The following is a 22365-nucleotide window of genomic DNA, read 5'->3' on the forward strand; positions in this document are numbered from 1 at the left end:
GACGCGGGGCGGGGTGATGTGGACGCGCTGGGAGCGGACGTGACGCTGATCGCGGCGCCCGCATGTCGTGCCACCTTTCCTTCCGCGTCAACGCCCGCACTTCCCTGCGCCCATCGGGAACTAGCTGTTGCTTGCCCGCGTCGTGGTGTCCATGGAGCAAAGCGGCAGGACGATGGGCGAGGAGCCGACGTGGGCAGAGCTATTGGTCACATTCCTTCTCATAGGGGCCATCCCTGTGGTCATCGGAGGAGCGGTGATTCTGTCTCTTGTCGGCCTGACGCTATGGGCGAAGGCACTACTACGCCGATGTAAGCAGCCCAGCACCGGCGACGGCTGAAGCGGCCCCCAGCACCGGCTGATGTCCGGCGGCGGCGGCACGTTCGAGGGACCCGGAACGTGCAGGCGAGAGTCTCCGGCTCAGCACGGCGGATGAACTCTGTGGGCCGTCACCGGACGGCCCACGAGCAGCAGCCACCACCAACGACCACGGCGGGCCCGGCACCCTCAGGTGCCGGGCCCGCCGTTCTCCCAGCTACACCCACGTGTCCAGCCACATCCGGTCCCGCCACAGGTCCTCCGGGATCGACGTCCCCGTGAACAGCGGCCAGAAGTAGATGAAGTTCCAGATGATCAGGAGCACCAGCACGCCCGCCGCGATCGCGCCCAGGGTGCGGCGGCGTTCGCCCGTCGGGTCCTTGGACGTGAGGCCCAGGTCGGCGCGGGCGCCCGTGCCCGCCGCCGGGCCCACGATCGCGCCCAGCATCATCGTGACCGCCAGGCAGAGGAACGGGACGAACACCACCGCGTAGAAGAGGAAGATCGTGCGTTCCTGGTAGAAGAACCAGGGCACCCAGCCCGCCGCCACGCCGCAGGCGATCGCGCCGGCCCGCCAGTCGCGGCGGAAGAGCCAGCGCCACACCACGTACGCGAGGGCGAAGCACGCCAGCCACCAGAGCAGCGGGGTGCCGATGGCCAGGACCTCGGCGGCGCACTTGCCCGTGGACGACTCCTTGCAGCCCGTCTGTTCCTCGTAGAAGTACGAGACGGGGCGGCCCAGGACCAGCCAGCTCCAGGGGTTCGACTCGTAGGTGTGGCCCGAGGTCAGGCCGACGTGGAAGTCGTACACCTGGTTCTCGTAGTGCCACAGGCTCCGCAGCCAATCCGGGAGCCAGCTCCAGGGCGAGCCTTTGCCTTCCGTGGCCGCCCAGTTGCGGTAGTAGCCCTTGTCCGTGACGATCCAGCCGGTCCAGGACACGATGTACGTGACGATCGCCACGGGCACCGTGGAAAAGAAGGCGGGGAGCAGGTCCCGGCGCAGAACGGCCCTGTACGGCCGTGCCGCGCCTGCCGTGCGCCGTGCGCCCACGTCCCACAACACCGTCATCAGGCCGAACGCGGCCAGCACGTAGAGGCCGTTCCACTTCGTGGCGAACGCCAGGCCCAGCATCACGCCCGCGCCCAGCCGCCACGGCCGCCAGCCCAGCCGGAGGGTCTCCGCGATCCGGGCGTCCGGGCGCAGCACCCCCTCCTCGTCCACCGGCAGGGCGTCGGCGAGGCGGCGGCGGGACCGGTCCCGGTCCACCACCAGGCACCCGAACGCCGCCAGCACGAAGAACATCACGATCAGGTCGAGCAGCGCGGTCCGGCTCATCACGAAGTGCAGCCCGTCCACCGCGAGCAGCAGGCCCGCCAGGCAGCCCAGGAACGTCGAGCGGAACAGCCGTCGGCCGATCCGGCAGAGAAGGAGCACCGAGATCGTGCCGAGCACCGCCACCATGAAGCGCCAGCCGAACGGCGTGAAGCCGAACAGCTGCTCACCGAACCCGATGATCCACTTGCCGACCGGCGGATGCACCACATAGCCCGGGTCGGTCGGGATCGGGACGGAGGACGGATCCTTCAGGATCAGCTTGTCCACGTCCTTGGGCCACGACCCCTCGTACCCCTGGTTGACCAGCGCCCACGCGTCCTTCGCGTAGTACGTCTCGTCGAATATCACCGCGTTCGGCCGGTCCAGCCGCCAGAACCGCAGCAGCCCCGCCACGAGGGTCACCAGCAGCGGGCCGCCCCAGCCCGACCACCGCACCAGCCGGTCGGCCACGTGCGGCGGCACCGCGAGTACCGACCAAACCTGCCGTCCCGGCCGTGCGTACGGCGGGTCCAGCCGGTCGCGGAGAGGGGTCTCCGGGCGGGGAACATGGCCGAAGCGGCGCAGCCGCCGTTGCCAGGAGGTCGGCTGTTCGCCGAGCGGGTCCCCGGCGTCTTGGCCCCGCTGGGTCTCGGGCGCGGTACTCGTCACCGCGCCATCGTAGGGAACGCATCTGTGCGAAGGGTGCTGCGCGTGCTGCGAGGATGGCTGATGTGACTGGAACGACTGGAACGCTCGTACTCGCAGGGACCCCCATCGGTGACGTGGCGGACGCCCCGCCACGCCTGGCCGCCGAACTGGAGCGGGCCGACGTCGTCGCCGCCGAGGACACCCGGCGGCTGCGCCGGCTCACCCAGGCGCTCGGCATCCACACCTCGGGGCGTGTCGTCTCCTACTTCGAGGGGAACGAGTCCGCCAGGACGCCGGAGCTCGTCGAGGCCCTGGTCGGTGGTGCCCGTGTGCTGCTCGTCACGGATGCCGGGATGCCGTCCGTCTCCGATCCCGGCTACCGGCTCGTCGCCGCCGCGGTGGAGAAGGACATCCGCGTCACCGCCGTACCGGGGCCCAGCGCGGTGCTGACCGCCCTTGCCCTCTCCGGGCTGCCCGTCGACCGGTTCTGCTTCGAGGGGTTCCTCCCGCGCAAGGCCGGTGAGCGGCTTTCCAAGCTCCGGGAGAACGCCGACGAGCGGCGCACCATGGTCTTCTTCGAAGCTCCCCACCGGCTCGACGACACCCTCGCCGCGATGGCCGAGGTCTTCGGCGCCGAGCGGCGCGCAGCCGTCTGCCGTGAGCTGACCAAGACGTACGAGGAGGTCAAGCGCGGTCCGCTCGGTGAGCTGGCCGTGTGGGCCGCCGAGGGCGTACGCGGGGAGATCACCGTCGTCGTGGAAGGCGCCACCGACTCCGGCGACGAAGGGCTGGACGCCGAGGAGCTCGTGCGGCGCGTGCGGGTGCGGGAGGAGGCGGGGGAGCGGCGCAAGGAGGCCATCGCCGCTGTCGCCGCCGCCGCCGGGGTGCCCAAGCGGGAGGTGTTCGACGCGGTGGTGGCCGCCAAGAACGCCGAGAAGGCGCCGCAGAAGCCTTAGCGCTGCCGAGAAGAAGCCTTGGCGCTGCCGAGAAGGCGCCGCAGAAGCCTCAGCGCTTACGGCGTTTCCGTCAGCAGCCCGTACGCCGCCGCCACGAACGTGTCCGCCCGGTGCACCCGCCGCGTCGCCGTCGCCACCACCGCCAGGCCCGTCTCCGGGCGGAAGCCGAGGAACGCCTGCTGGCCGAGGGTGGCTCCGGCGTGGAAGAGGACAGGGCCGTACGGGGACGGGTGCTGGAACCACGTCAGCGTGTGGGTGTGCGCGTGGCGCCAGCCCCGCCGCAGCACCGGGCGGGTCACCTCGGTGAGCGCGGTGCTCAGTGCGGGGTCGGTCGGGGAGCCCGGAGCTCCGCCCCCATGCGCCTCCAGGAACGTCAGCAGGTCCAGCGGCGTGGACCGCAGCGCCCCCGCCGCCGTGAAGCCCCCGGTGTCCAGCGCCGGCAGCGGGGTCCCGTCGCGGCGGTGGCCCGTCGCGTCGGTGCCGTCCGGGCCCGGCCGCAGCAGCGTGGCCTCCAGGCCCAGTGGGGCCAGGACCTGTTGGTGCAGCAGCACCTCCCACGGCGTTCCGGTGGCGGCGGCCAGGGTGTGGCCGAGGACGGAGACCGCGAAGTTCGAGTAGTGCCAGCGGGTGCCGGGGCGGTGGCGCGGGCGGGCCCGGAGGAAGGCCCGGACCACCCGGTCCGCCGGGTAGTTGCCGTACGGGTCCGTCGACCAGCGCGGCACCGCCTGCGGGTAGAAGTCGGCGGGCAGGCCCGGCAGCCCCGAGGTGTGGGTGAGCAGATGGCGCAGCGTGATCCGGCGCACCGCCGGGTGCACCGGGAGGCCCGGGGCCAGCAGGTCCGCCGCCCGGTCCTCGTACCGCACCCGGCCCTGCGCCACCAGCCGGGCCAGCAGCAGCCCCGCGAACGGCTTGGACGCCGAGCCCAGTTCGTAGTGCAGGCGCTCGCGGGCGACCGGGCCCGGCTCCGCGCTGCCGCCCGTGTGGACCGTACGGACTCCGCCCCGGCTCATCGCGAGCACCACGTCCGGGGCGTCGACCGCCCTGGCCGCCTCCGCGAGGAAGCGAGCGGTCGGCGAGTCGTCACTCACAGCGTCCACCGGCGCCGCCGTGACGTCCGTCATGCCGGAGCCGGTTCGGCGCTCAGGTCGGACAGCGCGCGGGACAGCGCCAGCGCCGAGGCGAACGCGGCGACCAGCGTCGGGTGGTAGACCAGGTCGAACACCGACTCCTCGTCCCCCTCCGGCATCCCGCCCACCACCGGCATCGCCCCGTCCGGCTGCTGCGCCTGCGCGAACCCCCGCCACGCCGCCGCGTCCAGCGTGGGCGAGGGCAGGCAGGCGTCCACCACCAGCAGTTCGCCCAGCAGGTCCCACCGCTTCAGGTCGAGCCAGTCGTCCAGCCAGGCAGGCAGCCAGAGTTCCAGGTAATCGGCGATGTCGACGGGAAGGTCCGCGGGCTTCTCGCCCCAGTCCGTCAGGTGGAAGACCGTATGCGTGATGTCGTAGCCGATGTGACCCTCGACCGTCCACGGCTCGGGCCGCCGCGCCAGCCAGGTGTGGGCGAGCGCCGCGGTCTCCGGAACGCTCGGCTCCACCCCGAACCGCCGCTCGATCGCGCTCAGCCCCAGCCGCCGCACCGGCAGCACCTCCAGCCCCGCCCAGCTGGCCAGGCGGTGGTTGAGGCGGATCGCGGACTCCAGGTCCGGCTGCCGGTAGCCCAGCTCCCGGAACGGTACGTAGACCTCCAGCGGCACCGGCGAGAGCGGTTCGCGCCGCTGACCCTCCAGCAGCCGCGCCCCGGAGCCCAGCAGCTCGTGCCAGGCGTGGTCCAGAAGCTTGTGCGCGAGCGCGGACTGCTGGGAGCCCGCCACGCCCTCGCGGAAGATGACCTTCCCGATCAGCGCCAGCTCGCCGAGCGGCTTGAACCGGTCCAGCATCCCCGCCTCCGGGGCCGGGTCGGCCTCCAGCCGGAAACCCTCCCGGTGCTCGTACAGCCAGCCCAGGGCCTTCGCGCCGACGTCGTGGATCTGCTGGATGCCGCTGGTCATGGGGTGTGCCTTTCCCGGCCGGGAGTTGTCCTGTCCGTCCGCCCCGGCGACCGCAGCGACCTGAGCGACAGAGCCGCCGCGAAGGCCGTGACGAGCGTGGAGTGGTAGCAGTCGATGAAGGGGTACGGGTCCGGCGCGGGCTCCTGAACCGGTACGCCGGTCTCCGGCACGCAGCCGGTCGCGTGCTGGACGCCGGCCAGCGCCGGCCACACCGCGTCCATGAGCTCCAGCGGCGCCGGGCCCGGCAGCGAGGCGCCGACTGCGAGCAGCTCGCCCGTGAGGTCCCACTGGCCGCTCTCCAGACAGCCGTCGGCCCACGCGGGCAGCCAGGTCCGCAGGTACGCGTCCGTCTTCTCCGGCACCCGGTCGGGCATCCGGCCCCAGTCCGTGAGGTGGAAGACGGTGTGGGTCAGGGCGTAGCCGGACGGGCCCTCGAACGTCCACGGCTCCGAGAGCCCGCCCAGCCAGGTCCGGGACAGGACCCCGCCGGCGTCCGTGTGGGTCACCACCCCCACCCGCCGCTCGGAGTTGATCAGCCCGAGCTGCCGGTTGGCGTGCTGCTCGGTGTGGGCCCAGGCGCGGGTCGCGGTGAGCGGGCGGGCCAGGGCCTCGAACCCCTCATGGCGCAGCCCGTACCCGGCGAAGGCGGCGTAGATCTCGTACGGGTAGGCCGCGAAGGGCTCGGTGCGCAGCAGGTCCAGCAGGAGGTCGCCTCGGGACACCTGCTCCCAGGCGTACGTGACGAGGTCCCCGGCCACCCCGTGTTCCGAGGTGCCGGGGGCGGTGGCGGCGCGGACCGTGGAGCAGAGCTGGGCCAGTTCGCCGAGGGGTTTGAGCGTGGCGTTGACCTGGGTGCGGGGGTCCAGGACGTCGTCGGGGAGCGCGAACTCCGCCCGGTGGGCGTCGGTCCAGGCGAGGGCGGTGCGCAGGACGTGCGGGAGGACGGCGAGCGCGGCGCCGGGGGAGGCGTGATCCCCGGGAGCCTGGCCGGGGTGGGCGTGGGTGGCCGTGCGGGGCGGGACACCGGGGCGGCCGCCGGGGTCCGGGCGCCCTTTGGGCCCCTGCGTCGCGGTCGTCGTCATCGCGCCCTCGCCTCGGCCATCAGCCGGGCCGCCCGGATGTGCAGGGTGACACGGGGGTCGTGGCCGCCCATCAGCTCGACGAAGTCCAGGCCGCGCTCCAGGCCCAGGGTCGCCGGTTCGCCGCCGATCGCCGCGAGCCAGCGGCCCGCGCCCGCCGCCTGGAGCCAGTCGCGCCGCCGCACCGCCCGGACGAAGCCGCGCGAGAGGTCGACCGCCCGCGCCGCCGCGGCCCGCTGCACGGCCGAGGGGGCGGCCGGCACGGCGAGGGGCGCGAGCACCGAGAGCTGGTGGGTGAAGGACTGCCAGGGCGCCTGCTCCAGCCAGGCGCCGTCGGGCTCCTCGTAGGTTCCTGGGGCAGCCGCGCCCGTCGTGCCCGGGGGCGGTGCCATCCGCTGGAGCGTGGAGATCATGTGCCAGTGGCTCCAGGCCGTGGCGGCCGGAGCATCGGGCTTGGGCGGGAATTCCCGTACCGCCCGGTCGAGCACGGCGACATCCCCGGGATGCGGATGACGCCCGTACAGAACGCTCGGCAGCAGCAGATCGGCACCGATGACCCGCGCGGCCGCAATTCCGGTCCGGTTCTCCTCGTCGATTCCTGCCGCGCCGCATACCGTGGCGAGGTGGTCCCCGCTCCGAAGAGCGAGGACCACCTCCGTTGCCAGGTCATGCACGGCACCCGCTAGCGGGGACGAAGCATGTGTCTGGTCCATGTTCCGACGTTCAGCCCTTCTTCGGGCGCGGGGTCGGAGGCGAAAGCAGCAGGGCGCCGCCGCCGGCGAGAAGCGCGAGGTAGGCGCACTCGCGGGAGTCGCGGTACAGACCTTCGACCTCGCCCGGGTTGAGTGCGGCGTCGAGGTCGAGCTCGATGTCGGTGGCAGTGGTGTCCGTGGTGTACATGGGTGCTCCCCATCCTGTGGGAAATCGGGTTGATGTACGTACCGAGTCACGCTTGACGTACGTTCCGAGTGAAAGGGAGGAATGGGGACGTCGCAAATCGGGGCCCGGCATCCGTGGTAATGGGGGATTCAATTGAATGGTGAATTCATGCGGCGAACGGGTGATAGGAGGTCGGGAATTCGGCGAAATTGCGGGGGGTGGCGCAGGGGTGGTGCGCGGGCGCATTCACCCCGGTGACGGGCGCGCTCGGGGGCGCATGGTGGTCCGTCGGTCACCGGCTGTCCAGTCCGCCGGTCACGGGTCGGCCTGTCGCGGGCCATGCGGCGGCAAAGGGCGGCAAAAGGAGGCCAAGAACGCACCAACATCGGCTCTGAGCTGGTGCGTCCGCCCGTGCGCGGGTGTCCACTGGAGGGAACGGGCCGCCTGCTCGAACCCCTCGGGCGGGTCGGCCATCCCCGGAGTGCATGACCGGCGGACAAGAGGAGCGGGTATGAGCGAGATCGCAGCGACCACCGTCCATGAGGCGTACGCCTTCGCCTGCATGCGGTGCGGGTACGGCTGGGAGCAGTCCTACGAGATAGAGCACCACGTGGACGTCCACGGCCACGAGTTCGTCGTCTACACGGCCGGCGGTGAGCGTGTGCCGTCCCCGCTCTCCACACCCACCTGCACCAACTGCGACGGACACGTGGTGCGCATCATGCGGGCCGGCCGGGTGGCCGGTGCCCAGCAGCTCCTGCACACCCCACGGAGCACGAAGCCGGACGCCGCGAAGGTCCCGGCCGCCCGCCCCTCCGACCGCCACTGGCGGCTGTCTGACCTGCTCCACCCCTTCCACCGCAGGTGACGGGGGCATGAAAGCCGGGCCCGGCGTCACCGGTGGCGCCTCCCCGCGTGCGGACCCCGGTCCTCGTACGCCGGTGAACCGGGCCCTCGTAGAGTCGTCCGTATGAGCCGTACCGAAGCCCCGCCGCTGCCCGAACCCCTCCGGGTCCCGGTCGCCGACTCCCACACCCACCTGGACATGCAGGACTCCACCGTCGAGGAGGCCCTCGCCCGGGCGGCCGCGGTGAACGTCACGACGGTGGTCCAGGTGGGCTGCGACGTGGCCGGCTCCCGGTGGGCCGCCGAGACCGCGGCCGCCCACCCGGCCGTCCACGCCTCGGTCGCCCTGCACCCGAACGAGGCCCCGCGCATTGTGCACGGGTACGTCGAGGGCACCGACGGCACCGCGCGCCGGGGGGCCAGGGAGCCCGGCGGCAAGGCGGCGCTGGACGACGCGCTGGCGGAGATCGACGCGCTGGCCGCCCTCGACCACGTGCGCGGGGTCGGTGAGACGGGCCTGGACTTCTTCCGTACGGGCCCGGAGGGCATCGCCGCCCAGGAGGAGTCGTTCCGGGCCCACATCGAGATCGCCAAGCGGCGCGGCAAGGCCCTGGTCATCCACGACCGGGACGCGCACGCGGACGTCCTGCGGGTCCTGGCCGACGCGGGCGCGCCCGAGCGGACCGTCTTCCACTGCTACTCCGGGGACGCCGAGATGGCCCGGATCTGCGCGCGGGCCGGGTACTTCATGTCCTTCGCCGGCAACGTGACCTTCAAGAACGCCCAGCCGCTGCGCGACGCGCTCGCGGTCGCCCCCACCGGGCTGGTCCTCGTCGAGACGGACGCGCCCTTCCTCACCCCCGCCCCGTTCCGCGGACGGCCCAATGCCCCCTATCTCATCCCGGTCACGCTCCGCGCCATGGCCGAGGTGAAGGGGCTGGACGAGGACACGCTGGCCGCCGCGATCTACGACAACACGGCACGGGCGTTCGACTTCTGATCCCGTCAGGCACGCTCTCCACGACGGTGTGTAGTCGTGTCGCTTTGGAGAGTCACCGCGGCTCCGCTATCGTCCCCGGCGCACACGGGGGTGGCGGGCGGATCTTCGGGAGCGGCGTGAGCACTTCGCAGGGCAGTCACCGGGCGGCGCGCGGCGGACGGCGGACGGCACTGGCGCCGCCGCCTCCCGCCCCGGCGCCGGTGTCCTCCCCCGGTACCTTCCCCGGCGCGTTCCACCAGCAGCTGACCGTGGCCGACGGGGTCTTCACGGACGGTCCCCGCCCGCCCGCCCCTGCCCCCGCGGCACACGCTCCGACGGTTCTCGACACCCCGCTGGCCGGGCCGGCCCCCGCGGTGCCCCGCCCACGTCCCACCCGCGCCGACGCCCGGCGGGCCGCCAAGCGCCGCCGTACGTTCGCCGGGAACCCCGAGACGCTGCGGCGGTTCGTCCCCAAGGCCCTCGTCGTCGCCTTCCTGGCCGGCGGCACCACCGCGTTCGTCGCCCACGACAAGGCGATCCGGCTGGACGTCGACGGCACGCCCCGCACCCTGCACACCTTCGCCGACGACGTCACCGAGCTCCTGGCGGACGAGGGCGTCACCGTCGGCGCCCACGACCACATCTCCCCGGCTCCCGGCACCGGACTCGACCACGGCGACGAGGTCACCGTCCGCTACGGCCGCCCCGTCGACCTCACCGTCGACGGCCACCACCGCCGGGTCTGGACGACCGCCGACACCGTGGACGGGGCCCTGCGCGAGTTCGGGGTCCGCGTCGAGGGGGCGTACCTCTCCGCCTCCCGCTCCGCCCGGATCGCCCGCACCGGCCTCACCCTCACCGTCCGCACCGAACGCACCGTGACCTTCATGGCCGACGGCCAGGAACGCACCCTGCGCACCAACGCCGCCACCGTCCGAGAGGCCCTCGCCCAGGCGGGCATCACCCTGCACGGCCAGGACACCACCTCCGTCGGCCCCGCGGCCTTCCCGCGCGACGGCCAGACGATCTCCGTCATGCGGATCACCGACACCCAGGAGGTGCGCGAGGAGAGCGTCCCGTACGCCGTGGAGCGGAGCGAGGACCCCGAGCTGTTCCGGGGCACCGAGGTCGTGGAGCGCGCGGGCCGCAACGGCGTGCGCCGGGTCACCTACGCCGTCCGGACCGTCAACGGCGTACGGCAGGAGCCCCGCAGGGCCGCCGAGGAGCTGGTCCACCGGCCGGTCAGCCGCGTCGTGCGCACCGGCACCCGGCAGCGGCCCGCGTCGGTGGCCGGGGCGGACGGGCTGAACTGGTCCGCGCTCGCCGCCTGCGAGTCCGGCGGGCGGGCGGGGGCGGTGGACCCGAGCGGGACGTACGGGGGGCTGTACCAGTTCGACACCCGGACCTGGCAGTCCCTCGGCGGCAGCGGGCGGCCCCAGGACGCGCCCGCCGCCGAGCAGACGTACCGGGCGAAGAAGCTCTACCTACAGCGGGGGGCGAGTCCGTGGCCGCACTGCGGCCGTAGGCTTACCGGGTGAGCAGCACAGAGCCCGACGCCCTCCTGGGCCCCGCAGACATCCGCGACCTGGCAGCGAAGCTGGGCGTACGCCCGACGAAGCAGCGCGGTCAGAACTTCGTCATCGACGCCAACACGGTCCGCAGGATCGTGCGCACCGCCGAGGTCCGCCCGGACGACACCGTCGTCGAGGTCGGCCCCGGGCTCGGATCGCTGACCCTGGCGCTGCTGGAGGCTGCGGACCGGGTGATCGCGGTCGAGATCGACGACGTGCTCGCGGCCGCCCTGCCCGCCACGGTCCAGGCCCGGATGCCGGAGCGCGCCGACCGCTTCGCCCTCGTCCACTCCGACGCGATGCAGGTCACCGAGCTGCCGGGCCCCGCGCCCACCGCGCTCGTCGCGAACCTCCCGTACAACGTGGCCGTGCCCGTCCTGCTCACCATGCTGGAGCGCTTCCCCAGCATCGAGCGGACCCTCGTCATGGTCCAGGCCGAGGTCGCCGACCGGCTGGCCGCCCGCCCGGGCAACAAGGTCTACGGCGTGCCGTCGGTGAAGGCCAACTGGTACGCCGACGTCAAGCGCGCCGGCTCCATCGGCCGCACGGTCTTCTGGCCCGCCCCGAACGTCGACTCCGGCCTCGTCTCGCTCGTCCGCCGCACCGAGCCCGTCGCCACCACCGCGAGCCGCGCCGAGGTCTTCGCGGTCGTGGACGCGGCCTTCGCCCAGCGCCGCAAGACGCTGCGCGCGGCCCTGTCCGGCTGGGCCGGCTCCGCGCCCGCCGCCGAGGCGGCGCTGGTGGCCGCCGGGGTCTCGCCGCAGGCGCGCGGGGAGGCGCTGACGGTGGAGGAGTTCGCGGCCATCGCGGAGCACAAGCCGGAGGTGTCCCCGTGAGCCCTGTGGATCCTGTCAGCACGGCTGTCACCGTCCGCGTCCCCGCCAAGGTCAACGTCCAGCTCGCCGTGGGCGCCGCCCGCCCCGACGGCTTCCACGACCTGGCCAACGTCTTCCTCGCCGTCGGCCTGTACGACGAGGTCACCGCGACCTCCGCCGACGAGCTGCGCATCACCTGCTCCGGCCCGGACGCCGCCCAGGTCCCGCTGGACGCCACCAACCTCGCCGCCCGCGCCGCCGTGGCCCTGGCCGAGCGGTACGGCATCACACCCGCCGTCCACCTGCACATCGCCAAGGACATCCCGGTCGCGGGCGGCATGGCGGGCGGCAGCGCCGACGGGGCGGCCGCCCTGGTCGCGTGCGACGCCCTGTGGGGGACCGGCGCGAGCCGCGACGAGCTGCTGGCCATCTGCGCCGAGCTGGGCAGCGATGTGCCCTTCAGCCTGGTCGGCGGGGCCGCGCTCGGCACCGGACGCGGCGAGAAGCTGACCCCGGTCGAGGCCGGCGGGGCCTTCCACTGGGTCTTCGCGGTGGCGGACGGCGGGCTGTCCACGCCCGCGGTGTACGGGGAGTTCGACCGGCTCACGGCCGAGGCGGACGTCCCCGAGCCGACCGCCTCGCCCGCGCTGCTGGCCGCCCTGCGCTCCGGCGACTCCGGCGCACTCGCGGCCGCTCTGAGCAACGACCTCCAGCCCGCCGCGCTCTCCCTGCGCCCCTCCCTCGCCGACACCCTCGCGGCGGGCACGGAGGCGGGGGCGCTGGCCGCCCTGGTCTCCGGGTCCGGGCCGACGACGGCGTTCCTGGTCGCGGACGAGTCGGCGGCCCTCAAGGTGGCCGACGCGCTGCTGGCTTCGGGGACCTGCCGGAACGCGCGGGTGGCACCGGCTCCGGCGCGGGGTGCGCACGTGGTGACGGCGTCTTCGTGAGCCGCTGAGGGGGCTCAGCGGCCCGTCGAACCGTCGATCAGTTCACGCAGGATGTCCGCGTGACCGGCGTGCCGGCCGGTCTCCTCGATCATGTGGGTGAGCGCCCACCGGACACTGGGCGCGGGCTTCCCCGACTCCGGCCGGGGGACCGGTGCGGCCAGGTCGGCGCACCCGTCGAGGACGGCGTTCGCGCTCTCGACCGCCGTACGGTAGCGGGCGACGACCTCGGCCACGCTGTCCGTCGGCGCGGCCCGGAACGTGGCCTGCCAGTCGGTGACCTGGTCCCCGAGGAAGATCGCGCGCTCGACGTACGTCAGGTGGTTGAGCAGGCCGAGCAGGTTCGTCCCCGAGCGCACGGCGGCCGTCCGTACCTCCGGCTCCGGCGCGCCCTCGGCCTTCGCGGCGACCGAGGTCCGCAGGTAGTCGAGGAACCCGCGCAGGGTCTCGGCCTCGCTGCCGCCGGTCCGGGGCGGCGGGGTGTCACGGCGGCGGTCACGGGTGGCCATGGCGGGTCTCCTTCGCGTTCGCGGGACGTACGTGGCCCGGCACCCGTCAGGCGGCGGTGCGGCGGACGACGAGGATGTGGTCGGTGACCTCGGCCGTGGTGCCGTCCGGGCCGGTCGCGGTCCGGCGAGGCGCGTCGGCCCGCTCCACCGTCCAGGCCGCCGGGTCGAGAGAAAGGCCGTCGGCGACCTCCTGCGGGCTCGGGTGGCGCACGTCGGGGTCCTGGTTCCACGACCAGGGCGCGGTCGAACCGTGGTCGACGACCAGCAGCCGCCCGCCCGGCCGCAGCGTGTGTGCCGCCCGGCGCAGGACGGCCGCCCGGTCCAGGTCGTACGGGGTGTGCAGATAGTGGGCGGTGACCAGGTCGAACCCGTCCTCGGGACTCTCCGGGAAGGACGCGCCCAGGTCGTGCCGCTCGGCGGTGACCCGGTCGCCCAGGCCGAGCGAGCGGGCCAGGGCCGTGAGCCTCTCGACCGCCACGGCCGAGAGGTCGACGGCGGTGACGCGCCACCCCTGGCGCGCGAGCCACAACGTGTCGCCGCCCTCACCGCACCCGAGCTCCAGCGCGTCGCCGGGCGGCAGGTCCGCGACCGTCTCGGTGAGCCGGACGTTCGGCCGGGGGGCGGTGGCCACGGGCCGGGCCGCGTAGACGCCGTCCCAGGAGGTGCGGGCGTCGGTGCCGCCGGTCGTGTCAGGGGTGTTCATCGGGCGGGCTCCTTCTGCAGGGATGCGCGCTGTCGCGTACACGCGCCGTCGGGGTGCCCGCCCAGTGTTGCCACCGCCTGCCGGGATCCGCACGAGAAGTTGCCGTTCCGGCAAACGGCTCAGGGTGTGGAGGCCGGGTCGTTCTTTTCGTACAGGTAGCCGTTGAAGCTGGTCGTGCAGTCGCTGAAGTCCTTCGCGAGCCTGACGGTGACCGTGGTGGCGGCCGTGAGCGGGTCGCCGGGCCGGGGGCTGGTGTCGCAGATGTACCAGTCGCCGTGGTCCCGGGGGAGGGTGACGTCCTTGTGCTGGGCGGCGGCCGTCAGGCGGGCGGCGGATATGTCCCGGCGGGTGAACTCCGCCTGCGCCTGCTCGTAGGTCCTGCTGTGCAGGGCGGGCATGACGGGATCGGGCGCGGGGGGCGGGGAGGGGGCCACCGTGGGGGCAGCCGAAGCCGTTGGTGTGGGCGTGGCTGTGGCCGTGGGCGGGTCGATGGTGGCGGGCGCGGTTACCGGCGTGCTGTCGTCAGTCTGTGCGTCACCTGAGCATCCGGCCAGGGCGAGCACGCCGACGAGAGCCAAGGGGGCGAGGCGGCGAGGGTTCCGCACGGTGCTGGTACTCCGGTCTCTCGGGAACGGCGGTGGCCTTTTGTCGTTGTTCACGTGGCAAGCGGGGACCTGTCCAGGTCCACTCCGCAGTACGAAGAAGGTCTGCCCGGAACTCCCACGCGGTACGCGGACGGCTGCCTGGATCTCCTCCGCGGTACGCGGAAGGGCTGCGCGGACCTCCACCCCTCCCACCGGTGCTCCGCCGCCGTCCCGCGTACTCAGGCTGCGAAGTGAGTACCCGTACCCTGCCGCCGCCCCCTCGCCCGCCGCGAACGTATGCGCATAAGATCACCAGTTCGCGTACTGGGCCCGGACCCCGCTGCGACTGGCCGCCGCAGCCGCTCTCACGGCCGCACTGGTCGCCGCCTTCCGCACCTTCGAACGCCCGGCCCCCGCCGCACCCGTCCAGGGCCACGGTCCCCTCGCGGCCCTCGGTGCGACGCTCTGCCTGCTCGGCGTCCTCGGGCCCTCGACGGTCGGCTTCGCCGGCCTGCTGGAGGGCCGCACGGCCCTGCTCGTCGCGGTCGCGGTTCCGGTCACCGCCCCGGCCGCCGTCGGGATGACCCTGGGCGGCTGGCTGCTGGTGGAGCGGGCGGGACGGGGGCCGGGTGTGCGGTAGGGGTCAGTGGCCGTAGTGGTAGCGGCAGGCAGCGACGCGGACCTCGTCATCGACCACCTTGTAGAGGAGCCGGTGCTCGTCGGTGACGCGGCGGGACCAGTTACCCGTGGAAGCCGTGCTTCAGCTTTCCCCGTGCCGAGCCCGTGCCACCGACCCCCCTCCGCCGCGCCGTACCCTGGGAAGGTCGATCAACCCCCTAGGCAGGAGTGAAATGGCCGTCAATCTGGTCAATGTCGAGCAGGTCAGCAAGGTGTACGGCACCCGTGCCCTGCTCGACGGTGTATCCCTCGGGGTGTCCGAGGGCGACCGGATCGGTGTCGTGGGCCGCAACGGCGACGGCAAGACCACCCTCATCCGGATGCTCGCCAAGCTGGAGGACGCGGACACCGGCCGCGTCACCCACAACGGCGGGCTGCGCCTCGGCGTCCTCACCCAGCACGATTCCCTGGACCCGGTGAAGACCATCCGCCAGGAGGTCATCGGCGATCTCGCCGACCACGAGTGGGCGGGCAGCGCCAAGATCCGCGACGTGCTGACCGGGCTCTTCGGGAGCCTTGCCCTGCCCGGCTTCGAGCACGGCCTCGACACCGTGATCGCCCCGCTCTCCGGTGGCGAGCGCCGCCGTATCGCGCTGGCGAAGCTCCTCATCGACGAGCAGGACCTGATCGTCCTCGACGAGCCCACCAACCACCTCGACGTCGAGGGCATCTCCTGGCTCGCCGGCCACCTGCGGACCCGGCGCTCCGCCCTCGTCTGCGTCACCCACGACCGGTGGTTCCTCGACCAGGTCTGCACCCGCATGTGGGACGTCCAGCGCGGCACCGTCCACGAGTACGAGGGCGGCTACAGCGACTACGTCTTCGCCCGCGCCGAGCGCGAGCGGATCGCCGCGACCGAGGAGTCCAAGCGGCAGAACCTCATGCGCAAGGAGCTGGCCTGGCTGCGCCGCGGCGCCCCCGCCCGCACCTCCAAGCCGCGGTACCGCATCGAGGCCGCCAACGAGCTCATCGCCGACGTGCCGCCCCCGCGCGACACCAGCGAGCTGATGAAGTTCGCCAACGCCCGCCTCGGCAAGACCGTCTTCGACCTGGAGGACGTGACCGTCCAGGCCGGGCCCAAGACCCTCCTCACCCACCTCACCTGGCAGCTCGGCCCCGGCGACCGGATCGGCCTGGTCGGCGTCAACGGCGCGGGCAAGACCTCGCTGCTGCGGGCCCTCGCCGAAGCCGCCCGTACACAGGGCGACGAGCAGCCCGCCGCCGGGAAGGTCATCGTCGGCAAGACCGTCAGGCTCGCCTACCTCTCCCAGGAGGTCACCGAGCTCAGCCCGAACCTCCGGGTCCTGGAGGCCGTCCAGCAGGTCCGCGACCGGGTGGACCTCGGCAAGGGCCGCGAGATGACGGCGGGCCAGCTCTGCGAGCAGTTCGGCTTCACCAAGGAGAAGCAGTGGACGCCCGTCGGCGACCTCTCCGGCGGTGAGCGCCGCCGGCTCCAGATCCTGCGGCTGCTGATGGACGAGCCCAACGTCCTCTTCCTCGACGAGCCCACCAACGACCTGGACATCGAGACCCTCACCCAGCTGGAGGACCTCCTCGACAGCTGGCCCGGGTCGATGATCGTGATCTCCCACGACCGCTTCTTCATCGAGCGGACCACGGACAAGGTCATGGCGCTCCTCGGTGACCGCGCCCTGCGCATGCTGCCGCGCGGCATCGACGAGTACCTGGAACGCAGGCGGCGCATGGAGGAGGAGGCCACCCCCTCCGCCGCTCCCGCCCCCGCGCGCGGCTCCTCCGCCCCGGCGGCGCCCGCCGTCTCCGCGCAGGAGGCCCGCGCCGCGAAGAAGGAGCTCCAGAAGGTCGAGCGGCAGCTCGACAAGCTCTCCACCCGGGAGACCGCGCTGCACAAGCAGATCGCGGACAACGCCACCGACTTCGAGAAGGTCGCGGGGCTCGACGCCGAGCTCCGCGAACTCGTCACCGAGCGCGACGAGCTGGAGATGCGCTGGCTGGAGCTGGCCGAGGACGCCTGAGCGCAGCACGGCGCGGACGGGTGGTCCGCGCGACGCTCGACTCCGGTGACCGACCGTCACTTTCCGCCGGTCGTAACGGGCGCATCACAACGCGGTTCTCCCTTGGGAACAGGGGGCGGACCGATCCGGTGTCCGACAGCGGGCGGGTGGTACAAAGAAGCCCCGCCCGACTGTCGTAACACCGCGGAAGCCATGCCCGATTCGCTCCTTTCCGAGAGGGATTGCACCCTCCCGGAATCGCGGGGGAGACCGGATCGGGCACCGGCCCGCACGAAGGGGGACGTGCTGATGAGCCAGCCGCCCAGCCAGCAACCGCCGCAGGGGGGCTTCGGAGCTCCGCAGGAGCCGCCGCAGGGGACTCCTCAGCCTCCGCGGGACCAGCCGCCGCAGGCCCCGCCCGGCCCGCCCGCCCAGCCGCCCCAGCCCCCGGCCGGCCCGCCGCAGACGCCGCCCCCGGGCAGCCCGGCGTACGGCTACCCGCAGACGCCCCCGGCTCAGCAGCCCGGCTACGGCTACCCCCAGGCAACGGGCCAGGCACCGGGCCAGGCCCCCGGCCCCTACGGCCAGCAGCCCTCCGGCCCGTACGGTCAGCAGCCCGGCCCCTACGGCCAGCCGGCTCCCGGCCCCGGCGGCTACGGCCAGCCGGCTCCCGGCCCCGGCGGCTACGGCCAGCCGGCTCCCGGTCCCTACGGCCAGCCCACGCAGCCCGGTTACGGCTACCCGCAGCAGCAGTACCCCGGCGCCCCCGCCCCGGGCGGACCCGGCAGCAGCGGCCCCTTCAAGGGGAAGACCGGTGTCCTCGCCGCGGCGGCCGTCGCCGTCGTCCTGCTCGTCGGCGCGGGCGCCTGGTACGTGGTGAGCGACAGCGGCGACGACCCCAAGAAGCCGATAGCGGGCCCCAGCGACGACGCCAAGGCGTCCGAGACGCCCAGCGCGTCCCCCTCCATCGACGAGGGCGACGGCACCGGCGGCGGCCGGGAGACGGACGACGACCTCAACGCCGGGCGCAAGCCGGGCGAGGCCAAGGTCGCCTGGCTCCAGAAGAACGAGATCGACCTCCCGCGTAACGGTGGTGAGATCCGCGGCCCCTGGTTCGTCGGCGACACGGTTGTCACGGCCCTGTACCGCGGGGTCTCCGGCTACTCCGTCGCCGACGGCAAGAAGAAGTGGACCGTCGCGCTCCCCGCCGACATCTGCGCCTCCCCCAACACCGTCTCCCCCGACGGCAAGATCGTCATCGGCATCCAGAACGGCACCACGGACCGGTCCACCTGCTCCGTGATGCAGATGATCGACCTCAACACCGGCAAGGCCGGCTGGAAGTCCGAGGTCAAGAAGGGCGGCGCCTTCGACCTGATCTCCGACATCGGCCTCGCCATCAGCGGGAACACGGTCACCGCCGGACGGACCAGCTACTCCAGCGCCTACCGGGTCAGCGACGGCAAGCAGCTGTTCGGCACCCCCGACGGCAACTGCAAGACCTTCGCCTTCGCCGGCGGCCCGAAGCTGATCGCCGCCGCCAACTGCCGTAACGACGACATCGACAACCCGCAGCACCAGCTGCAGGAGCTGGACCCGGTCACCGGCAAGGCCAAGTGGACCTACCAGCCGCCGCGCGGCTGGGAGATCAAGAAGACCTACTCGGTGAGCCCGCTCGTGGTCTCGCTGGAGAACAAGAAGAAGAAGCAGTGGTCGGTCGCCGCGTTCACCGACAACGGCAAGCTCCGGTCCCAGATGAGCCCCGCCAAGGGCGACATGGTCGTGGCCAACTGCGGCGGCTTGCTCAGCATCTTCGGCCAGCAGCTCGAAGGCTGCTCCGGGGTCGCCGCCGACGCCAACAGCTTCTACATGGCCACCAAGGCCGACAGCACCGGCTCCGCGCGGACGAACAAGGTCGTCGCCTTCGACCTGAACACCGGTAAGCCCAAGTGGACGGTGCCCGCTCCGGCCGAGCGCACCGTGAGCCCGATCGGGATGGAGGGCGGCAAGGTGCTGCTCTACGCCGAGCCCCGGTACGACAAGCCCGGCGCCATCCTCACCATCCCGCCGACGGGCGGCTCCACCAGCGTCCTGCTCCAGCACCCGGAGGGGACCAACCGGATCGAGAACAGCCTCTTCGGGGGTCTGAACACCGTGTACCGGGACGGCCGCTCCTTCATCCTCCCCAAGCGCATCTCCGGCCGCGACGACGGCGAGATGGAGCAGACGACGGCGCTGGTGTTCAGCAAGTGACCGCTCACGACGGCATCCGAAGGCATCCGGCCCCTCCCGGCCGGACGCGACCCCGCCCCCACAGATCTCCCGAGGTACGTACGCGATGACCCAGCCGCCGCAGCAGCCGCCCAGCGAGCCCCAGCCGCCGAACCAGCCCCCTGGCCAGCCGCCGAACCAGCCCCCGGCCGGCCCTCCCGCAGGCCCTCCGGCCGACCCGCCCTCCGGCGGCTTCGGAGCCCCTCAGGACTCGCCCTCCGGCGGCTTCGGAGCCCCTCAGGACTCGCCCTCCGGCGGCTTCGGAGCCCCTCAGGACCCGCCCTCCGGCGGCTTCGGAGCCCCTCAGGACCCGCCCTCCGGCGGCTTCGGAGCCCCTCAGGACCCGCCGCCCGGTGGGTTCGGTGAGCCGGCCCCGCCGCCCGCGGACCCCTTCGCCAAGCAGCCCCCGCCCGCGGCCCCGCCCACCCCGCCCGCCGGAGGCTACGGCGCACCGCAGGGCGGCTACCCGACCCCTCCGGCCCCGCAGCCCAACGGGTACGGCTACCCGCAGGCCCAGCAGCCCGGCTACGGCTACCCGCAGGGCGCCCCCGGCCAGCCCGGCCAGCCCGGCATGCCGCAGCAGGGCTACGGCTACCCCACCCAGCCGATGTACGGCGCTCCGCAGCCCGGCCAGGGCGGCAGCGGCGGCGGCAAGACGTTCAGCACCCAGATGCAGATCATCGTCGCCGCGGCCGTCGCGGTGGTCCTGATCATCGGCGCGGCCGTCGTCTACGCCTCCACCCGGGGCGACGACGACAAGGGCGACCAGGCCTCCACGTCCGGCTCCACCGGTGGCGGTGAGGACAAGGGAGGTGAGGACAAGGGCGGCGGCCTGGCCGGCGGCAGCGAGAAGGCCCCCGACAACACCGGCTCCAAGGTCGCCTTCCAGCTCCTGCAGCCGGAGGTCGCTTCGGTCACCTCGGTCAACGGCTCCTGGCTCACCGACAAGGCGTACGTGAAGTCCGGCGTCAACGAGGTCGTCGCCCACGACCGGGACAAGGGCACCAAGCTCTGGTCCGTGCCGGTCCCCGGCGAGGTCTGCGGTGCCTCCCGCCACATGACCAAGGACTACAAGTCGGCGATCCTCTTCAAGGAGGGCGCGCCGACCAAGGAGAAGAAGTACCCCGCGTGCAACCAGGTCGGCGCGATCGACCTGGCCGCCGGGAAACTCCTGTGGAGCAAGTCCGTCACCACCGCCACCGGCGGCGACCGGCCGGTCCAGTTCGACGAGGTCACGCTCAGCGGGAGCACCGTCGCCGCGGGCGGCACCTCGGGCGGCGCGGCCTTCAAACTGGAGAACGGCGCCGAGCTCTGGAAGCCGAAGGTCGGCGCCGACCGCTGCTACGACACGGGGTACGCGGGCGGTGAAGCCCTCGCCGTGGTGCGCAAGTGCGGCTCGTACGACAGCCCGCAGCTCCAGATCCAGGCGCTGAACCCGGCGACCGGAGCACCGCTCTCCTCGTACCAGATGCCCGCCGGCGTCGACTACGCGTCCATCGTCTCCACCAAGCCGCTGGTGGTCGCGGCCAACGTCGGCGACACCGCCAACGACGGCAGCGGCATCTCCGACTTCTTCTCGATCGACGCGGCGACCGGCAAGCTGATCGTGCGCATCTCCGCCGACGCGGAGAAGTACGCGGCGCGCTGCGGCTCCACCGACGTCGAGAGCTGCCGTGGGGCGGTCGTCGGCAACAACCGGCTCTACCTGCCGACCGAGGACCACGACGGTACGAGCGAGTACGGCGACACCAACGAGGTGGTCGCCTTCGACCTGGCCACCGGCAAGCTGCTCGGCGGCCGGGCCGACGCGGGTGACCGCTACAGCCTGACCCCGCTCCGGATGGACGGCACCAACGTCATCGCGTACAAGCGGCCTCCGTACGACAAGGGCGGCCAGGTCGTGTCCATCGACGGGGAGACCTTCAAGCAGACGCTGCTGATGGAGAACCCGAGCGACGAGTCGGTACGGGACGCGGAGACCGCGTTCACCGCCGACCGCTCCGAAGTCCTCTACGGCGAGGGCCGCCTCTTCCTCTCGAAGCAGCTGATCAGCGAGCGCCGCGACAGCCAGGCGGACGAGAAGCTCTACCTCGCGGTGGGCTTCCGCACCGACTGACCGCTCCACACCGTTCAACTTTCCGAGCAGCCCTGCCAGTTGATCACCGACTGGCAGGGCTGATCGTTTTCCGTCACGCCTGCGGCCTTCAAGTGGCCCTGAATGACGCAGAAATCGGCACTCCGGGGAGCTTCTCCCCCGTAAGGGGCACACGGCGTCGAACAAGCGTGTACGTTGCCGGGTCAGGAGCCCGGGGGCCGGTATCCAGGGCGTACACGGGCACTTGGAGCTTGATCGATGAGCGTGCGGCTCATGGTGGTCGATGATCACCGCCTGCTCGCCGAGGCACTCGCCTCGGCGCTGAAACTGCGCGGGCACCGGGTGCTCGCGGCGGCCGCCCCGACGTCCGGTTCGGCGGAGCTGGTGGTCAGCAGGGCCCCGGAGGTCTGCCTCTTCGGTACGGCGTCGCCCGCCGCGCCGGGGGTCTTCGACCCGATCGTGCGCATCGGCCAGGAGCGCCCGCAGGTGGCGGTGGTGGTCCTGGGGCCGGTGCCGAGCCCGCGCGGGATCGCCGCGGCCTTCGCGGCCGGGGCGGCGGGGTACGTCCGGCACGACGAGCGCATCGAGGGCGTCGAGCGGGCGATGCTGAAGGCGCGGGCGGGGGAGAGCGCCGTCGCCCCGCAGCTGCTGCGCGGCGCCTTCGCCGAGCTGCTCAACCCGGCGGCCCAGCCCGACGACGAGGGCCGCCGCCTGCTCCAGATGCTGACCCCGCGCGAGGCGGAGGTCCTGGTCCGGGTCGCCGAGGGCGAGGACACCCGGCTGATCGCGGCCGGGATGCGGATCGCGCCGAGCACCGCCCGTACGCACGTGCAGCGGGTCCTGATGAAGCTGGGCGTCGGCTCCCGGCTGGAGGCGGCCGCCCTCGCGGCCCGTACGGGGCTGCTGGACCGGGCGGCGGGCAACAGAAGCGGCGACGGCGGCGACTGCGGTGCGCCGCAGGGGCCGTACGTCCCCGGCCGGAGCGGGTGACGTAGGGCCCCTTGCGGTACGGCCGGCGGCGGGTCAGCCCGCGTCGGGCGGAGCTTCAGCCAGTTCCGTTGGGGTTCTTTGTTCGTTCGTGATCGAGTGCAGGGACATGTTCGGGTATGCCGTCCCGCGCAGAGCCGCAGGTCGGGTCAGGCGACCACCCTTGACGAG

The 22365-nt window shown here is 73.0% G+C and carries 19 protein-coding genes and 2 pseudogenes; 11 read left to right on the forward strand and 10 right to left on the reverse strand.

The features are described 5' to 3' along the window. Window positions 1-532 precede the first annotated feature (532 nt). Window positions 533-2299 (reverse strand): phospholipid carrier-dependent glycosyltransferase, encoded by a 1767-nt coding sequence (locus tag ABZ154_RS07510; protein ID WP_356829958.1) that lies wholly within the window; start codon window positions 2297-2299, stop codon window positions 533-535. A 53-nt stretch (window positions 2300-2352) separates the two neighbouring features. On the opposite strand from ABZ154_RS07510, the gene rsmI reads away from it, so the two are divergent. After that, window positions 2353-3234 (forward strand): 16S rRNA (cytidine(1402)-2'-O)-methyltransferase, encoded by an 882-nt coding sequence (rsmI, locus tag ABZ154_RS07515; protein ID WP_356829960.1) that lies wholly within the window; start codon window positions 2353-2355, stop codon window positions 3232-3234. Window positions 3235-3290: 56 nt separating this feature from the next. Here the strand turns inward: rsmI and ABZ154_RS07520 are convergent, their stop codons facing one another. From ABZ154_RS07520 to ABZ154_RS07540, 5 genes are read right to left on the reverse strand one after another with little or no spacing between them, the layout of a single operon-like run. Further along, complete coding sequence (locus ABZ154_RS07520; RefSeq protein WP_356829962.1) at window positions 3291-4355, reverse strand: serine hydrolase domain-containing protein; 1065 nt, start codon at window positions 4353-4355, stop codon at window positions 3291-3293. Further along, a complete protein-coding gene (locus tag ABZ154_RS07525; RefSeq protein WP_356829964.1) occupies window positions 4352-5281 on the reverse strand; it encodes a hypothetical protein in 930 nt (309 codons plus the stop codon). The genes ABZ154_RS07520 and ABZ154_RS07525 overlap by 4 nt, the downstream gene beginning before the upstream one ends. Further along, a complete protein-coding gene (locus ABZ154_RS07530) occupies window positions 5278-6363 on the reverse strand; it encodes a hypothetical protein (RefSeq protein WP_356829966.1) in 1086 nt (361 codons plus the stop codon). Before ABZ154_RS07530 ends, ABZ154_RS07525 begins: the two co-directional genes overlap by 4 nt. Continuing rightward, window positions 6360-7073 (reverse strand): hypothetical protein, encoded by a 714-nt coding sequence (locus tag ABZ154_RS07535; RefSeq protein ID WP_356829968.1) that lies wholly within the window; start codon window positions 7071-7073, stop codon window positions 6360-6362. Before ABZ154_RS07535 ends, ABZ154_RS07530 begins: the two co-directional genes overlap by 4 nt. Before the next feature lie 10 nt (window positions 7074-7083). Further along, window positions 7084-7260, reverse strand: a complete 177-nt coding sequence (locus tag ABZ154_RS07540) for a hypothetical protein (protein ID WP_356829970.1) — start codon at window positions 7258-7260, stop codon at window positions 7084-7086. 490 nt (window positions 7261-7750) lie between these two features. Here ABZ154_RS07540 and ABZ154_RS07545 point away from each other — a divergent pair, with 490 nt between their 5' ends. The 5 genes from ABZ154_RS07545 to ABZ154_RS07565 all read left to right on the forward strand — a co-directional run bounded on the left by ABZ154_RS07545 (window position 7751) and on the right by ABZ154_RS07565 (window position 12397). Beyond that, window positions 7751-8107 carry a hypothetical protein gene (locus tag ABZ154_RS07545; protein ID WP_356829972.1) on the forward strand — a complete coding sequence of 119 codons (357 nt, stop codon included), beginning with the start codon at window positions 7751-7753 and terminating at the stop codon, window positions 8105-8107. A 102-nt stretch (window positions 8108-8209) separates the two neighbouring features. After that, the gene (locus ABZ154_RS07550; protein ID WP_356829974.1) at window positions 8210-9085 is read left to right on the forward strand and encodes a TatD family hydrolase; all 876 of its coding nucleotides are present in this window, start codon (window positions 8210-8212) and stop codon (window positions 9083-9085) included. A 353-nt stretch (window positions 9086-9438) separates the two neighbouring features. Further along, window positions 9439-10602, forward strand: coding sequence for a ubiquitin-like domain-containing protein (locus ABZ154_RS07555; RefSeq protein WP_356830210.1), 1164 nt, complete (start codon window positions 9439-9441; stop codon window positions 10600-10602). Then, entirely contained in the window at window positions 10599-11471 is an 873-nt protein-coding gene (gene rsmA / locus ABZ154_RS07560; RefSeq protein WP_356829976.1) for a 16S rRNA (adenine(1518)-N(6)/adenine(1519)-N(6))-dimethyltransferase RsmA, read from the forward strand. The genes ABZ154_RS07555 and rsmA overlap by 4 nt, the downstream gene beginning before the upstream one ends. Then, a complete protein-coding gene (locus tag ABZ154_RS07565; protein ID WP_356829978.1) occupies window positions 11468-12397 on the forward strand; it encodes a 4-(cytidine 5'-diphospho)-2-C-methyl-D-erythritol kinase in 930 nt (309 codons plus the stop codon). Before rsmA ends, ABZ154_RS07565 begins: the two co-directional genes overlap by 4 nt. Before the next feature lie 14 nt (window positions 12398-12411). Here the strand turns inward: ABZ154_RS07565 and ABZ154_RS07570 are convergent, their stop codons facing one another. The 3 genes from ABZ154_RS07570 to ABZ154_RS07580 form a co-directional block, all read right to left on the reverse strand. Next, entirely contained in the window at window positions 12412-12903 is a 492-nt protein-coding gene (locus ABZ154_RS07570; protein WP_356829980.1) for a DinB family protein, read from the reverse strand. 46 nt (window positions 12904-12949) lie between these two features. Beyond that, window positions 12950-13606 (reverse strand): class I SAM-dependent methyltransferase, encoded by a 657-nt coding sequence (locus tag ABZ154_RS07575; protein WP_356829982.1) that lies wholly within the window; start codon window positions 13604-13606, stop codon window positions 12950-12952. Window positions 13607-13725: 119 nt separating this feature from the next. Further along, window positions 13726-14004: a PASTA domain-containing protein gene (locus ABZ154_RS07580; RefSeq protein ID WP_356829984.1), complete on the reverse strand. Its 279-nt coding sequence runs from the start codon at window positions 14002-14004 to the stop codon at window positions 13726-13728. A gap of 505 nt (window positions 14005-14509) precedes the next feature. Between ABZ154_RS07580 and ABZ154_RS07585 the strand changes: the two are divergent. Further along, window positions 14510-14830, forward strand: a pseudogene (locus tag ABZ154_RS07585) (acyltransferase); the annotation flags it as partial. 3 nt (window positions 14831-14833) lie between these two features. Here the strand turns inward: ABZ154_RS07585 and ABZ154_RS07590 are convergent. Then, window positions 14834-14935, reverse strand: a pseudogene (locus ABZ154_RS07590) (type II toxin-antitoxin system YoeB family toxin); the annotation flags it as partial. A gap of 106 nt (window positions 14936-15041) precedes the next feature. On the opposite strand from ABZ154_RS07590, the gene ABZ154_RS07595 reads away from it, so the two are divergent. The 4 genes from ABZ154_RS07595 (at window position 15042) to ABZ154_RS07610 (ending at window position 22197) form a co-directional block, all read left to right on the forward strand. After that, complete coding sequence (locus tag ABZ154_RS07595; RefSeq protein WP_356829986.1) at window positions 15042-16862, forward strand: ABC-F family ATP-binding cassette domain-containing protein; 1821 nt, start codon at window positions 15042-15044, stop codon at window positions 16860-16862. Window positions 16863-17150: 288 nt separating this feature from the next. Then, complete coding sequence (locus ABZ154_RS07600) at window positions 17151-19094, forward strand: PQQ-binding-like beta-propeller repeat protein (protein WP_356829988.1); 1944 nt, start codon at window positions 17151-17153, stop codon at window positions 19092-19094. Between the two features lie 85 nt (window positions 19095-19179). Beyond that, window positions 19180-21228: a PQQ-binding-like beta-propeller repeat protein gene (locus ABZ154_RS07605; protein WP_356829990.1), complete on the forward strand. Its 2049-nt coding sequence runs from the start codon at window positions 19180-19182 to the stop codon at window positions 21226-21228. A gap of 237 nt (window positions 21229-21465) precedes the next feature. Beyond that, window positions 21466-22197 (forward strand): LuxR C-terminal-related transcriptional regulator, encoded by a 732-nt coding sequence (locus ABZ154_RS07610; protein ID WP_356829992.1) that lies wholly within the window; start codon window positions 21466-21468, stop codon window positions 22195-22197. Window positions 22198-22365 lie beyond the last annotated feature (168 nt).

Source organism: Streptomyces sp. NPDC006261 (genome assembly GCF_040613515.1).
Lineage (GTDB): Bacteria > Actinomycetota > Actinomycetes > Streptomycetales > Streptomycetaceae > Streptomyces.